General features: G+C 33.2%; 10 protein-coding genes and 3 tRNA genes. 8 read left to right on the top strand and 5 right to left on the bottom strand.

Annotated elements, in window-relative coordinates:
• Positions 1-42 precede the first annotated feature (42 nt).
• From AC4FQX_RS05475 to AC4FQX_RS05460, 4 genes are all read right to left on the bottom strand, one after another.
• Positions 43-1,128, bottom strand: a complete 1,086-nt coding sequence (locus AC4FQX_RS05475; RefSeq protein WP_491166666.1) for a phage tail-like protein — start codon at positions 1,126-1,128, stop codon at positions 43-45.
• 66 nt (positions 1,129-1,194) lie between these two features.
• The gene (locus tag AC4FQX_RS05470) at positions 1,195-2,271 is read right to left on the bottom strand and encodes a phage tail-like protein (protein WP_491166665.1); all 1,077 of its coding nucleotides are present in this window, start codon (positions 2,269-2,271) and stop codon (positions 1,195-1,197) included.
• A gap of 350 nt (positions 2,272-2,621) precedes the next feature.
• Complete coding sequence (locus tag AC4FQX_RS05465) at positions 2,622-3,383, bottom strand: C40 family peptidase (RefSeq protein ID WP_491166664.1); 762 nt, start codon at positions 3,381-3,383, stop codon at positions 2,622-2,624.
• 95 nt (positions 3,384-3,478) lie between these two features.
• Positions 3,479-4,657, bottom strand: coding sequence for an acetyl-CoA C-acyltransferase (locus AC4FQX_RS05460; RefSeq protein ID WP_491166663.1), 1,179 nt, complete (start codon positions 4,655-4,657; stop codon positions 3,479-3,481).
• Positions 4,658-5,032: 375 nt separating this feature from the next.
• On the opposite strand from AC4FQX_RS05460, the gene AC4FQX_RS05455 reads away from it, so the two are divergent.
• The 3 genes from AC4FQX_RS05455 to AC4FQX_RS05445 all read left to right on the top strand — a co-directional run bounded on the left by AC4FQX_RS05455 (position 5,033) and on the right by AC4FQX_RS05445 (position 5,286).
• Positions 5,033-5,116, top strand: a tRNA-Ser gene (locus AC4FQX_RS05455).
• Positions 5,117-5,130: 14 nt separating this feature from the next.
• A tRNA-Pro gene (locus AC4FQX_RS05450) sits at positions 5,131-5,208 on the top strand.
• A gap of 4 nt (positions 5,209-5,212) precedes the next feature.
• A tRNA-Arg gene (locus tag AC4FQX_RS05445) sits at positions 5,213-5,286 on the top strand.
• 269 nt (positions 5,287-5,555) lie between these two features.
• Here the strand turns inward: AC4FQX_RS05445 and AC4FQX_RS05440 are convergent.
• On the bottom strand, positions 5,556-5,876 hold the full coding sequence (locus tag AC4FQX_RS05440; RefSeq protein ID WP_491166662.1) for a helix-turn-helix domain-containing protein: 321 nt from the start codon (positions 5,874-5,876) through the stop codon (positions 5,556-5,558).
• A 341-nt stretch (positions 5,877-6,217) separates the two neighbouring features.
• On the opposite strand from AC4FQX_RS05440, the gene AC4FQX_RS05435 reads away from it, so the two are divergent.
• From AC4FQX_RS05435 to AC4FQX_RS05415, 5 genes are all read left to right on the top strand, one after another.
• Positions 6,218-6,436, top strand: coding sequence for a helix-turn-helix transcriptional regulator (locus AC4FQX_RS05435; protein WP_491166661.1), 219 nt, complete (start codon positions 6,218-6,220; stop codon positions 6,434-6,436).
• Between the two features lie 149 nt (positions 6,437-6,585).
• Positions 6,586-7,443, top strand: a complete 858-nt coding sequence (locus AC4FQX_RS05430; RefSeq protein WP_491166660.1) for a prohibitin family protein — start codon at positions 6,586-6,588, stop codon at positions 7,441-7,443.
• 212 nt (positions 7,444-7,655) lie between these two features.
• Positions 7,656-7,964 carry a DUF6660 family protein gene (locus AC4FQX_RS05425; RefSeq protein WP_491166659.1) on the top strand — a complete coding sequence of 103 codons (309 nt, stop codon included), beginning with the start codon at positions 7,656-7,658 and terminating at the stop codon, positions 7,962-7,964.
• Between the two features lie 304 nt (positions 7,965-8,268).
• Positions 8,269-12,621 carry a CusA/CzcA family heavy metal efflux RND transporter gene (locus AC4FQX_RS05420; protein WP_491166658.1) on the top strand — a complete coding sequence of 1,451 codons (4,353 nt, stop codon included), beginning with the start codon at positions 8,269-8,271 and terminating at the stop codon, positions 12,619-12,621.
• 14 nt (positions 12,622-12,635) lie between these two features.
• Positions 12,636-13,865 carry an efflux RND transporter periplasmic adaptor subunit gene (locus tag AC4FQX_RS05415; protein ID WP_491166657.1) on the top strand — a complete coding sequence of 410 codons (1,230 nt, stop codon included), beginning with the start codon at positions 12,636-12,638 and terminating at the stop codon, positions 13,863-13,865.
• Positions 13,866-13,894 lie beyond the last annotated feature (29 nt).

The following is a 13,894-nucleotide window of genomic DNA, read 5'->3' as shown; positions in this document are numbered from 1 at the left end:
ATCAGTAGTAAAAAAGTACTTACTACTGATTTATAATGTATTTTATATTTTATTAATAGTAACATTGGTAACGTTCCCTGAACCTGTACCTCCTGAATCATCTTTTTTAACAGTATGACTACCACCACCGGAAATCATTTTTAATTTTTGATTTTTTTTGACCAGTACTACAGTGGAATAGGTCATTAAAAAAGAATCACTTGTAGCATCGAGTTGAATATCATTACTTGCTCTTCCGTAATATTTAAGATTTCCTTTATCATCGATTATTTCTGTGCCTTGTATGCCTAATAATAATTGTGTTTTCCTATTGGCAGTTAAACCCGTATAGCCAACTTGTAATGTTATTAAATAGTTTCCTGCTTCATTAAACGTTATGTAACCTGTGGTAGCATTATAGGAATAAATAGAGGAGGTTACTATGGGAGTATTATAAATAAGAGTCGTTATAGAAGCTCCTTTTGTTTGATCTGCTTTTAATTTTGCATGAAATAGAGAATAAGCAGATGTTTTTGATATTTTAACTACTCCGTCTGTTCCGGCTACAAGTGTTTTTTCTTCACCTGTAGCTTCCTGCAATCCTTCTAGTTTTAAAGGATTTATATCTTTTATATGTAATTTATTTGTTGGAGTAAGCGTTCCTATACCTGTATTTCCATCTGAAGCAATACGCATGCGTTCCAGATTATTGGTTGCTAAAACAAAATCGTTATTGTCTTTTGTACCTATAAAATGGTTATTAGCAGCAGTACCAATGGGAGAAGTACTAGCAGATCTATTTGTATTTCCTGTAGTATTCCAGTTTTTCCCTTCTGTTTCTGTTTTTATCCATTTTGTTCCATCATTATAATAAAATCCGGGCATTACATTGTAAGGAGCTGTACCGGATACAGCAGTATTATAAACGATCATACCTATGGTATGGGATTTTAGCGGATCCGATTGATCTGTTGCAATCAAGTTTACTCTGGATATTAGAAGCCCTTTAGTATTACTTTCTAATTCTAATAGAGCATTATTATTTAAAGTATGTGGAGTACTGTTGTCTGAAATTTTGGTTTGCGCAGTAGATATTGTGTAACAGAAGTTTAAAATAATAGTGATTTTTAAAAACGTAAGTTTTATCATGATTTACTATGTTTAATAATTAAAAAACAATTTTGTTATAGTGTATTTCGGAATCAGGTAAGAGGTTTATAGTTTATTGATGATAATATTATTAGCTATATTATCGCTTTTATATAGTGTAAAATAAGTACCACCGCTGTAGAGATATAGAGAAATTGTTTCTTTTTGCTGTTCAATCTTGACTATAGCAGTATATGTTATTAATTGACCTATATAACTATCTGCAGTATTGGATATATGTTTTATTTCTCCATAATATTTTGATGGTAGGGTAATACCTTCGATTGCTAGTATGTATCGGTGATCAATGGAAGAGGCATTATATGTTACTTGTAGGGCTACTGAATAGATTCCCGGTTCATTAAAAGTTATATGACCTTTTGTATCATCATAACTATAGATGGGAGAAGTTAGTTCCGGTTTACCATAAACAATATAGGTTAGCTGAGTATAGTTGGGATTATATTGCGTTTTTTTTAATTTTGCATAAAATGGAGTGTGGTTAGTATAGGTTTTTGATCGTTTAACTATTCCGTCTGTTCCGATAACAAGCCCTTTTTCGTCTTCTGTAGCTTGTTCTAACCCTTCCAGTTTTAACGGATTTGTACCTTTTATGTGTAATTTATTTGTTGGATCAAGTGTTCCCAGACCTATATTTCCTGTTGGAGTAATACGCATACGTTCCAGATTATTGGTTGCTAAAACAAGATCATTATTATCTTTTGTACCTATAAAATGGTTGTTAGCATCAGTACCGATCGGAGAAGTGCTTGCAGGAGTATTTATATTCCCTGTATTATTCCAGTTTTTTCCTTCTGATTCTATTTTTGTCCATGTTGTTCCGTCATTATAATAAAAGCCCGGTGTTGTATTATAAGGAGCTGCACCTGATACAGCCGTATTGTAAACGATCATACCTGCGATATGAGCGCTTAAAGGTTCTGATTTGTTAGTTGCTATTAGATTTACTCTAGGTATTAAAAGCCCTTTGTTACTACTTTCCAGCTCTAATAAAGCATTAACATTTAGAGTATGAGTAGTAATAATATTATCTGAAATTTTGGTTTGTGAAAAGGATGATATATAATACAGGCTAAATATTAAAATAAATATTTTATTTTTTATAATAAGGGTATTGTTCATGATTAGTAGCTCTTTGTCTTTTTTGCCAGGACAAATAAATTAAAAAATTAAAAAACAAACAAATTAAAAAGGAGTCAGATAGAGTTGCTTATCTTAAATTTAGTTAAAAAAAGGGCTTCAAGATTTATTTTAATAAAATTAAGGTCTAAATATTAAAAAGGAGTAATTAATTAGTCATGATATAGTACCCAAAAATAATTTTGAGGAAGTTACATCTTTACTTTTATTTTAGTATAATAATAATAATTAATGTTTAGAGTTACAAAGGTTTAAAGATAAAGAGTTTTTAATCTTAGTTTTAACAAAACCTTTGTGGGCTTAGAGTATATCTTAGTACTTTATAGTTAAACTCAAATAATTTTTTTTATCACTCTTAATTTATGAGTGTGCCTTCCGTTATCGACATTACAGATACCAAGATGATCCAGCCGGTCAATTCTTACCTTACCGTGAGCGTGGATAATATAATTATTATCCATTATCATTCCTACATGTATAATTTCTCCTTCTTCATTGTCAAAAAAAGCCAGATCACCAGGTTCACTCTCTTCAATAAAACTTAAGGCTTCTCCCTGAGTAGCCTGAGCTGAAGCATCTCTTAATAGTTTATAGCCATTTAATTTATAGACCATTTGAGTAAAACCGGAACAATCTATTCCAAAAGGTGTTTTTCCTCCCCACAAATAAGGAGAATTTAAATACATAAAAGCAGTATTAATCAGATTGGGTTTAGGTTTTATTCCTGTTATTTTTAGTCCTTCAAATTCATAATTAGCAGTGTTTATACTACTGTGATTTAGAAAAGTAAGTGAAGCTCCTAAAGGAATCGGTATTAGTAAATTGTCTGGAGATGTAATGTATTCTATCAAATCAGAGTTTAAAACATTCAGATCAGAGGACAGTTGATTGTATTCTGCTTCAGTAATAAACTGAAACTGTTTAATATCGATCCATCCCTCATAGCCATCAAAAGATAATTGAATTTTACACCATTGTTGGCTCTGTTCAATTATTTTAAAATGTTCGCCAAATAATACTTGCGAAGTTAGTTCGCTTCTATCATTAGGTTCTATTCTCAAAGGGATTATGGCCAGATTACAAATTCCAAACATTATTTATTTTTTAAAGATACAAGTATATCAGGTTATTTAAAAAGTTATTCTTTGTCAATAACCTGATGGTTGTTTATTTATTTATCACTCAAGAATTAAATTTTTTCGATTACAATTGCAGAAGCGCCACCACCACCATTACAAATAGCCGCTGCTCCAATCTTTCCTTTGTTTTGTTCTAAAACATTCATCAAAGTGATAATGATTCTTACACCGGAACATCCCAGAGGATGTCCTAATGCTACAGCTCCACCATTAACATTAACTTTATCAGGGTTTAATCCCAGTATTCTGGAGTTTACAATACCTACTACAGCAAAAGCTTCGTTAAATTCAAAGAAGTCAACATCTTTAATAGATATTCCGGCTTTTTCCAGTGCTTTTGGTATTGCTTTTGCAGGAGTTGTAGTAAACCATTTTGGTTCCTGAGCAGCATCTGCATATCCTTTGATGTAAGCAATAGGAGTTAATCCTAAAGCTTTTGCTTTTTCTTCTGTCATTAAGATTACTGCAGCAGCTCCATCATTGATGGTAGAAGCATTGGCAGCTGTTACCGTTCCATCTTTTGTAAAAGCAGGATTGAGAGAAGGAATTTTGTCTAGTTTTACGTTGGTAAATTCTTCATCTTTAGTAACTATGATTGGATCACCTTTTCTCTGAGGTACAGGAACAGGAACGATTTCATTATCAAATTTTCCGGCTTCCCAGGCTTTGGCAGAACGTTCATAAGAGGTTATGGCAAAAGTATCCTGCTCTTCTCTGGATATTTTATATTCAGAAGCGCATAAGTCAGCACAAACTCCCATTGCATTATTGTCATAAGCATCAGTCAATCCATCTTTCTGCATTCCGTCGATCATAGAGGCAGTACCAAATTTATATCCGTTTCTTAAATGGATATAATGAGGAATCATGCTCATATTCTCCATACCTCCGGCAACAACAATTTCTGCATCGCCACTAAGGATGGCTTGAGCACCTTGCATTACTGCTTTCATACCCGAAGCACATACTTTATTGATAGTAGTACACACAACATCAGTAGAAAGTCCGGCTAACAATGCTGCTTGACGGGCAGGAGCTTGTCCTTCACCTGCCTGTACAACATTTCCCATCAGTACTTCATCTATTAGTTTTAGATCTAAATTGATTTTATTTAAAGCGCCTTTTATTGCTATTGCACCTAATTGGGTAGCAGGTACTGTTGATAATGCTCCCATAAAACTACCAATAGGAGTCCTTGCAGCAGAAACGATTACAATTTTTTTGTTCATAATATGAAGTTGATTGTTTGTTGAAGTTGCGAATTTAACCATTTTTACTAAGATATTAAATAAAATTACAGTTGATAATTATTAATTGAAAATTTTTGTGAGAGGTAAAATATTATTAGTAATAATGATAATACGGCTTTCCCTCTACAGGAGGGGTGTCTGAAAGGTAGGGTGGCATTTTAGTCTGTTTTAAAGCTTTAAACTTTGAACTTTTAAACTAAAGAACAAATTATTTTTATTCCTATGAGCTTGATTTTTAATGTCTTTAAAAATATTGTAGATAAAAATAAAAAATAAAGGCAAAAAGAGTTGTAAGTAATGGAAGTAAAAGCTACATTTGCAACCGCAAAACAAGATAAGTTCTTACAAGTTTTAGGAGAGGTGCCAGAGTGGTAATGGAGCAGATTGCTAATCTGTCGACGGGTAACCGTCGCCAGGGTTCGAATCCCTGTCTCTCCGCTTTTTTTGCAATTCGGGGTGTAGCGTAGCCCGGTTATCGCGCCTGGTTTGGGACCAGGAGGTCGCAGGTTCGAATCCTGCCACCCCGACCAAAATGGAGGCATAGCTCAGCTGGATAGAGCACCTGCCTTCTAAGCAGGCGGTCGAAGGTTCGAATCCTTCTGCCTTCACAAAAAAAACCTTACTGGAAACAGTAAGGTTTTTTTGTTTTTAGAGAATTATTTCGTTTTGAAATGATATAAAAAATCAAAAAGATAGCTTACGTTAAAACGTAAGCATAAAAAATATCTTTTAAATTATAAGTTATTAATAGAAACAGAATGAGGAAGAGTTTAATCAACTTTCAGATATTTTAAGATGAAGCAAAAAGTATAATTCTATTCTGAAATTAATAACAATAATTAAAAGAGCCTTTTTTAATATAAAATCGGATGAAGTTTTATTTTTTGAAGTTTTTTAATTCTTCCCGAATTATTCTTCTTAAAGCATCTATATCCATTCCGCTGATAGTAGAGTTAATATTACCGGAATAAGAAGAATTTATAAAGACTTGTTGTTTTTCTGTAAAATCCAGAGCTTCTAACGGATTGAGATCTAATATGTCAATCAGTTCACTTAGTTCAGACATATTAAAAGGTGTTTCCCCTGCTTCCAATCTTGAATATTTAGATTGAGAAATATTTAGAATAGCTGCTATATATTCCTGTGAATATCCTTTCTCTAAACGAGATTTTCTTACAACGTCTTTTTTTACTCTCATATTTTAAATTTTATCAAAACAAATATACCAAACTTAAAATAGAATAAATTATTTTTATGTAAGATGATTTATTTTTTAGAGAATGAATAAATGCTATAATACAATTATATTTGTAAAAATAATGATAAAAACTTATTTTTTAACTAAAAATAACATAATATATTTACTCTAATGATAGTGCTAGATTAAAGATTAAAAAGTATATAAAATACAAATAAATAAAAAAGATAGATTTATTTGATGCGTAAAGTGTTTATAAAGTTAATCACAATAAGATTTAAAAACAGGGTTAAGAGGATGCTATTGAAATAATTTCATAATTTAAAAATTAAAGGTAAAGAATGGGGAAAGTAGTCGATAAACGTTTTGGAAAAATAATTTTGAATGATTTACTTGAAAAATCAGGTCTTACTGAAAAAGAATTTTCAGAGAGTTTAGGAATTCCTGAAAAAATAGTATCAGAATGGCTGAATGAAAAGCAGACTATATCATTAAACAGGTTATTGGCCTTTGTTGATAAGCTGGAATATGATATTAAATTTACAATTAATAAAAAATAACAGCTGTCTTCAGTTGTCAACAGAAATATATTTTAAGCATCCTGTTGTTTTTTGTAGAGTTAATTAAAAGGATATATAAAAATATATAGACAGTAGAATATAATTAAAAATAAAGTATCTTGCTCAGGTAATATAATTTATATAAAAAAATGAGCATAGTAAGTAAAGAAAGTAAAACTGTAAAAATTATTGTAAGTATTGTTATTTTAGTTCTTGTATTAATTCTTCAGCCGGTAGGGTGCAGTAGGATTGATGCGGGACATGTAGGTGTAAAAGTAAATATGTATGGAACAGATAAAGGGGTAAATGACGTTACAGAGGTTACGGGATGGGTGTTTTATAATACTTATTCAACCAAGATTTACGAGTTTCCGACATTTATTCAACACAAAGAATATTCCGGGGATGAGTCTTTTATTGTTAATTCTAAAGATGGTTCAGAATTTAGTGTATCTCCTATTATTAACTATTCTGTTCAGAGAGAAAAAGTGCCTATTATTTTTGCTAAATACAGAAAAAGTTTACCTCAGATTGAAGAAGGTTTCTTAAAAACAGCAGTATATGATGCTTTTAGATTAGCAACTAATCAATATTCAGCAGAAGCTCTGATCAGTAACAGAGAAGAATTTGAAATAAAAGTGAGAAGAATATTAGATGATCAGCTTTTGAAAGAAGGTTTTGTCATGCAACAGTTTACTTCTAATTTGGTCTATCCTGAAACATTTAAAATAGCAATTGAAGCGAAGAACAATGCTGTTCAGCAGGCGTTAATGGCAGAAAATAAAGTAAAACAGGCAGAAGCAGAAGCAAAGATTAAGATTGCAGAATCAGAAGGTAACGCATCTTCTATGCTTACTATGGCAAAAGCAGAGGCAGAAACCTACCGCTTAAAGCAACAAACAATATCTCCATTATTATTGCAACAGATGTGGATTGAGAAATGGGATGGAAAACTTCCTGCAACCATGTTAGGAAATGGTCAGAATGTGTATATGCCGGTAAAATAATAAAATATAAATATATTAGTAATTCCTCACAGGTTATAGTCTGTGAGGTTTTTTTATATCCTAAAATTTTATAGAGTCGGATTAGGATTTTTTATAAAGAGATATTAGTTTTAGTTAGAACGCATGCCGGTAATAAAATAAAAAAGTATTTTTTTTAAGAAAAAAATCTTAAAAATTATCAATTCCCATTCCTTTTCTATATTTTTGCCTTTATGAAATGGTTTTTAATTATATTATCTGTTTATATACTGTCTTTGGCCTGCATTCCTTGTGCAGATGCTGAAAATATGGATAGTTCTACAGAGCTTATATTGAAACAGCAGGATCATTCTCAACATATTGATAGTTGTACTCCTTTTTGTATTTGTAACTGCTGTGGTAGCCAAATTTTTAACTTTTCAGCATTAAATAGTTTTGATATTGAAAAGCCTATTGCGGTTATAGAAAGTAAAATAATGGAATATCAGTTTGTATTTTCTTCTCATTTTTTTGCCAGTATCTGGCAACCACCACAATTATAGTCTGAATTCCTAATTCTGATCCGAATCAGAGAGGAGAAACATTATGTATGAAATAGTCTCTACAAATAGTAGGGCTTGTTTTATACTGTAAAAGTTTCAAAATGTTTTTTGGTTTACCTGATCAAAAGACAGCCGGTTTATACAAGTTTCCTTTTTATTTGTAGCATAGTTTTACCAAAAGAAACACATGCCGATTATTGTTTTAAAAATCGTCTGAACTATTTTAGTTTCAGATAGGTATATAAACTTTGGATAAAAAGACTTTGTGTATTCTAAATTTTTATTCATTCTATAGTTTTTAAATATGTTAAATAAAGTCATTCATTTTAGTATTAATAATAAGTTTATTATCGGCTTATTTACAGTTGCCTTAATAGCCGTGGGAAGTTATTCACTTTCTAATCTGCCTATTGATGCTTTACCTGATATAACGAACAATCAGGTGCAGATTATTACTTCTTCGCCAACATTAGCTACTCCCGAAGTAGAAAAGTTTATTACTTACCCGATAGAGCTGGCAGTAAAACCGATTCCCAATATTGTAGAATTACGTTCCATAAGTCGTTTTGGGCTTAGTGTAATAACGGTTGTGTTTGAGGAAGATGTGGATCTGTACTGGGCAAGAGCTCAGATCTCTGAACGATTAAAAGAAGCAGAAAGTCAGTTGCCAAAAGGAGTCGGAAGACCTGAACTGGCACCCGTAAGTACCGGATTAGGAGAGATTTATCAGTATGTTGTTTATCCTAAAGAAGGTTTTGAGGATAAGTTTAATGCTATGGACCTGCGTACAATCCAGGACTGGATTATACGTCCTCAATTGATAGGAACGCCGGGGGTTGCAGAAGTAAATACTCTGGGAGGAGATCTGAAACAATATGAAATTGCTGTTGAGCCTAATAAACTGAACAGTATGAATACTACTATTGCAGAGATTTTTGCAGCGCTGGAACTGAATAATGAAAATACAGGGGGTGCTTTTATAGATAAAAAACCCTATGCTTATTTTATACGCGGTATTGGTATGGTAGAGAGTCTTGAAGATATTGGAAAAATAGTCATTAAGAATCAAAACGGGATTCCGATTTTAATACGAGATGTGGCAACCGTTCAGTTAGGCAGCAGTATCCGCTATGGTGCAGTAACTAAGGATGGAAAAGGCGAAGAGGTAAGTGGTATGGTGATGATGTTAAAAGGAGCGAATAGTGCGGATGTAGTGACTCGTGTAAAGTCTAAAATGGAACAGATTAAAAAGACTCTTCCTGAAGGTGTTTCTATTGAATCGTTTATGGACAGAACGGCACTTGTGGACAGAGCAATAGGTACAGTGCAGAAGAATCTGATAGAGGGGGCGCTGATTGTTATCTTTATTTTGGTATTATTATTAGGAAACTGGAGAGCGGGACTAGTTGTTGCTTCTGTTATTCCGTTATCATTGTTGTTTGCTATCAGTATGATGAAGTTGTTTGGTGTAAGTGGAAATCTGATGAGTCTGGGAGCAATCGATTTTGGTTTGATTGTCGATGGGGCTGTCATTATAGTGGAAGCAATTATTCATCGACTCCAGACGGGCAAAAAAGGAAAGTTAACAACTGATGAAATGAATGAAGAGGTATATACTGCTTCTTCAAAGATCAGAACTAGTGCTGCTTTTGGCGAGATCATAATTCTGATCGTATATCTGCCGATATTAGCTCTGGTCGGGATTGAAGGAAAAATGTTCGGACCAATGGCACAAACGGTTTCTTTTGCCATTTTAGGAGCCTTTTTACTTTCACTGACTTATGTTCCTATGATGAGTTCTTTAGTACTTAAAAAACAGACCGGACATAAACTTAATTTTAGCGATAAGATCATAAATGGTCTACACCGTATTTATGCACCGATATTAGAGAAAGCATTAACTGTAAAAGTTGCAGTACTGGGAATAGCAGTAGCCTTATTTGTGGTAGCTCTGTTTACTTTTAATCGTCTTGGAGGAGAGTTTATTCCAACGCTGGATGAAGGGGATATAGCGACCCATTTAATTATATCATCGGGAAGCTCATTGTCACAGGAAATTGAAACAACGACCAGGGCGGAGCAGATATTAAAAGCAAAGTTTCCGGAGATCAAAATGATCGTTTCAAAAATAGGTAGTGCTGAGATCCCAACAGATCCGATGCCTATTGAAGCAGCAGATATGATCATTATTTTAAAAGATAAAAAAGAATGGACTTCGGCAAAAACAAAAGAGGAACTGATGATGAAGATGGAGGAAGCATTAGAGGAGATTCCGGGTGCTACTACTGAGTTTTCACAACCTATTCAGATGCGTTTTAATGAATTGATGACCGGAGTTAGAAGTGATGTTGCTGTTAAAATTTTTGGAGAAGATATCGAAGTATTGGCAAGTAAAGGGGAAGAGGTTTTAAAACTAATTTCTAATATTGAAGGTGTTACGGATGCAAAGGCAGAAAGAATTACGGGATTACCACAGATAACAGTACGTTATAACAAAGATAAATTAGCATTATACGGGTTGAATGTAGGTGATTTGAATCGGGTGATTCGAGTTGGTTTTGCAGGAGAAGCAGCAGGTGTGGTGTATGAAGGAGAAAAACGTTTTGATATTGTTTTACGTCTTGCAAAAGACAGTCGTAGAGATATAGGTGATCTGAAATCGCTTTTCATTACCTTACCTTCAGGAAGTCAGATTCCGTTAGAACAGGTGGCTGATATTGATTATGAAGATGGTCCGATGCAGATTAGCAGAGAAGACGGAAAACGCCGTATTGTAGTTGGATTTAATGTACGGGGTGCGGATATTAAAACTGTAGTGGAAAAGATCCAGCAGAGATTAGACCAAAAATTAAAATTACCGGTAGGTTACTATATAACTTATGGAGGACAGTTTGAAAATCTGAAAGAAGCCAGTGATCGTTTAGCAGTAGCAGTTCCTGTTGCTTTATTGATGATTTTTATTCTGTTGTATTTCACTTTTAAATCAGTAAAACAATCCTTATTGATCTTTACTGCAATTCCGTTATCGGCTATTGGAGGAGTGTTTGCACTGTGGGTGAGAAGTATGCCTTTCAGTATTTCTGCCGGAGTAGGGTTTATTGCGCTGTTTGGAGTTGCCGTATTGAATGGGATTGTACTTATTGGTTATTTTAATCAGTTAAAAAAAGAGGGTATGGAAGATATTATGGAACGTATCAGAATAGGTACGCAGGTTAGATTAAGACCTGTTATTATGACAGCAGCAGTAGCTTCGTTAGGCTTTTTGCCAATGGCACTGAGTACAACAGCAGGAGCAGAGGTACAGAAACCGTTAGCAACCGTAGTTATTGGAGGACTGATTACAGCTACACTATTAACTCTGATTGTTTTACCTATATTGTATTATTATTTTGAAAAAGGAATTAAGGGTTCAGGTAAACTTGTAAAACCGATTGTATCTGTTGTTTTATTTTTATCATTATCCGTTTCTGTTCAGGCACAGGAAAAACCAATATTAACGTTGCCTCAGGCAATTGAACTGGGATTAAAAAATAATCAGCAGATTCAGGCAGGTATTTTAGACACTAGAGTACAGTCTCAGTTAAGAAGTACTGCTTTTGAAATGCCAAAGACTGATTTTGAAGGTAAGTTTGGACAAAATAATTCAATAGCCAAAAATGATAAAAGTTTTAGTGTTTCTCAAAGTTTTAGTCCTTTTTTATTTAGTGCGAAAAGAAAGCTTTTGAATGAGAACAGTACGAATAGTAATCTGCAGTTAGAATTTATCAGACAGGAGACAACCTATAATATCAGACAATCCTGGAATGCAATATTATATTATCAGCAGCTGAATAAACTATTACAAAAGCAGAATAAGATGATGGAACAGTTTGTAAGAGCAGCTACACTAAAATATAAAACAGGAGAGACAAATTTGTTAGAGCAGACCACAGCAGTTGTAAAACAACAGGAATTAATGCAGCAGGTGAGACAAAATGATGCTTTACTTTTTGTAGAACAGTCAAAACTGAAAATACTGATGGCAGCAAAAGATGATTTTGTTATCAGTGATACTTCCTTTGTGGCTTTACCAAAAATAATTCTGGCAGACAGTAGTCGTATTAAACAGAATATTTCTCTGAAACTGGCTTCACAACAGGTAGCAATAGCAGAAACCAATAAAAAGGTAGAACGCTCGATATTATTACCTGATTTTAAAATAGGCTATTCTATTGAGTCTATGGTGGGAGATCAGGAAGTGAATGGAGAAACCGTCTATTATGACAGCAAACCCAAATTTCACGCGTTTACAGCAGGAATGTCTATTCCTATATTTGCAGGAAGTACTGTTTCTAGAATAAAAGCATCAAAAATTTCTATAGAAAGAGAACAAAAAAATGTAGAGTTCTTGCAATCACAATTAAAAGGAAACTATAATCAGCAGACGGAGCAGTTAGATACTTATGAAAAACTTATCCAGTATTATGAAACCATTGCTTTACCTAATGCTCAGAGTATTACAGATAATGCAAGTAGAGGGTATTATAATGGCAGTATTTCCTATGTGGAATATATACAGAGCTTAGAAACAGCAATCAGTGTTCAGACAAATTATATTATAGCACTGAATAATTTTAATCAAACCATTATTAATTTACAGTATTTACTGAATCTTTAATTCAATAATCAAAAATGAAAAAAAACAATCTTATATATAGCAGTATAGCAGTAATAGGAATTATTATTATATCCTATTTTGTTTTTCGTCCTTTAGCAGAAAAGGATCATGACCACACAGAGAATGAGAATACAATTACAGAAACGACTGAAGATACAGCCGCACACAAAGAGGTCGCTTTAAATGATATTCAGTATAAAGCAGCAGGGATTACAGTAGGTACCTTTTCTATGAAAAATTTGAGTGAAGTGATTAATACGAACGGATATACAAAGTTGCCACCACAGAATCAGGCAGATGTTTCAGTACATATGCCCGGAGTAGTAAAAACAATTCAGGTAATTGAAGGGCAGTATGTCAAAAAAGGACAGGTTCTGGCAACTATTGAAAGTTTAGAATTTACCCGCTTACATGAAGCATACTTGACCTCAAAAAGTAATCTGGAATATCTTACACTGGAATATGATCGACAAAAGACACTAAGTGATGAGAATGTTAATTCTAAAAAGATTTATCAGAAAACAAAATCAGATTATGAAATTGAAAAAGCTCGTTTTAATTCTTTACAAAAACAATTGAATACCTTAAATTTGAGTGGATCAGAAACAATATCATCTACTATTCCGATAATAGCTCCTATATCCGGTTATATTACAGGAATTACAATTAAAATAGGGACTAATGCCGACGTGGGAAAACCTATTTTTAATATTGTGGATAATTCAAAAATGCATGTTGATCTGTTAGTATATGAAAAAGATCTTCAGAGGGTAAAGACAGGACAAAAAATCCAGTTTATTCTGACTAACCAAGGAAATTCTGCTATAGAAGGAAAAGTATTCAGCGTTGGAAAAGCATTTGAAAATGAAACAAAATCAGTTGCTGTTCATGCAGATATAATTAATGAAAAACAAATACTGATTCCGGGCATGTATGTAAATGCTCTGATTGATATAGGAGCCAGCCAGGTACAGGCATTGCCAATTGAAGCTGTAATAAAAGCAGATGGAAGAGAATTTATCTTTATCTTAGAGGATGAACATGATGATGATAGTAAAACAACTAAAGCTGAAAATTATCATTTTCAGAGAGTAGAAGTAAAAAGCGGTACCTCTCAGTTAGGCTATGTTCAGGTAACACCATTACAGAAAATAGACGATCATGCAAGAATAGTTTTAAAAGGTGCTTATTATATCCAGAGTCATTTGTTAAAAAGCGAAGGTGGTGGCGGTCATGAGCATTGATTTATATATTATCAATTATTAACTAAAAA

The sequence above is a fragment of the Flavobacterium sp. AK-301 genome, assembly GCF_058310215.1.
Note: the sequence above shows the minus strand (reverse complement) of the source record. Positions and strands in the feature narration are given on the sequence as shown.

Coding starts and splice junctions, on each gene's coding strand:
- AC4FQX_RS05475 (WP_491166666.1), bottom strand. CDS start 1,128: ATGATAAAACTTACGTTTTTAAAAATCACTATTATTTTAAACTTCTGT.
- AC4FQX_RS05470 (WP_491166665.1), bottom strand. CDS start 2,271: ATGAACAATACCCTTATTATAAAAAATAAAATATTTATTTTAATATTT.
- AC4FQX_RS05465 (WP_491166664.1), bottom strand. CDS start 3,383: ATGTTTGGAATTTGTAATCTGGCCATAATCCCTTTGAGAATAGAACCT.
- AC4FQX_RS05460 (WP_491166663.1), bottom strand. CDS start 4,657: ATGAACAAAAAAATTGTAATCGTTTCTGCTGCAAGGACTCCTATTGGT.
- AC4FQX_RS05440 (WP_491166662.1), bottom strand. CDS start 5,876: ATGAGAGTAAAAAAAGACGTTGTAAGAAAATCTCGTTTAGAGAAAGGA.
- AC4FQX_RS05435 (WP_491166661.1), top strand. CDS start 6,218: ATGGGGAAAGTAGTCGATAAACGTTTTGGAAAAATAATTTTGAATGAT.
- AC4FQX_RS05430 (WP_491166660.1), top strand. CDS start 6,586: ATGAGCATAGTAAGTAAAGAAAGTAAAACTGTAAAAATTATTGTAAGT.
- AC4FQX_RS05425 (WP_491166659.1), top strand. CDS start 7,656: ATGAAATGGTTTTTAATTATATTATCTGTTTATATACTGTCTTTGGCC.
- AC4FQX_RS05420 (WP_491166658.1), top strand. CDS start 8,269: ATGTTAAATAAAGTCATTCATTTTAGTATTAATAATAAGTTTATTATC.
- AC4FQX_RS05415 (WP_491166657.1), top strand. CDS start 12,636: ATGAAAAAAAACAATCTTATATATAGCAGTATAGCAGTAATAGGAATT.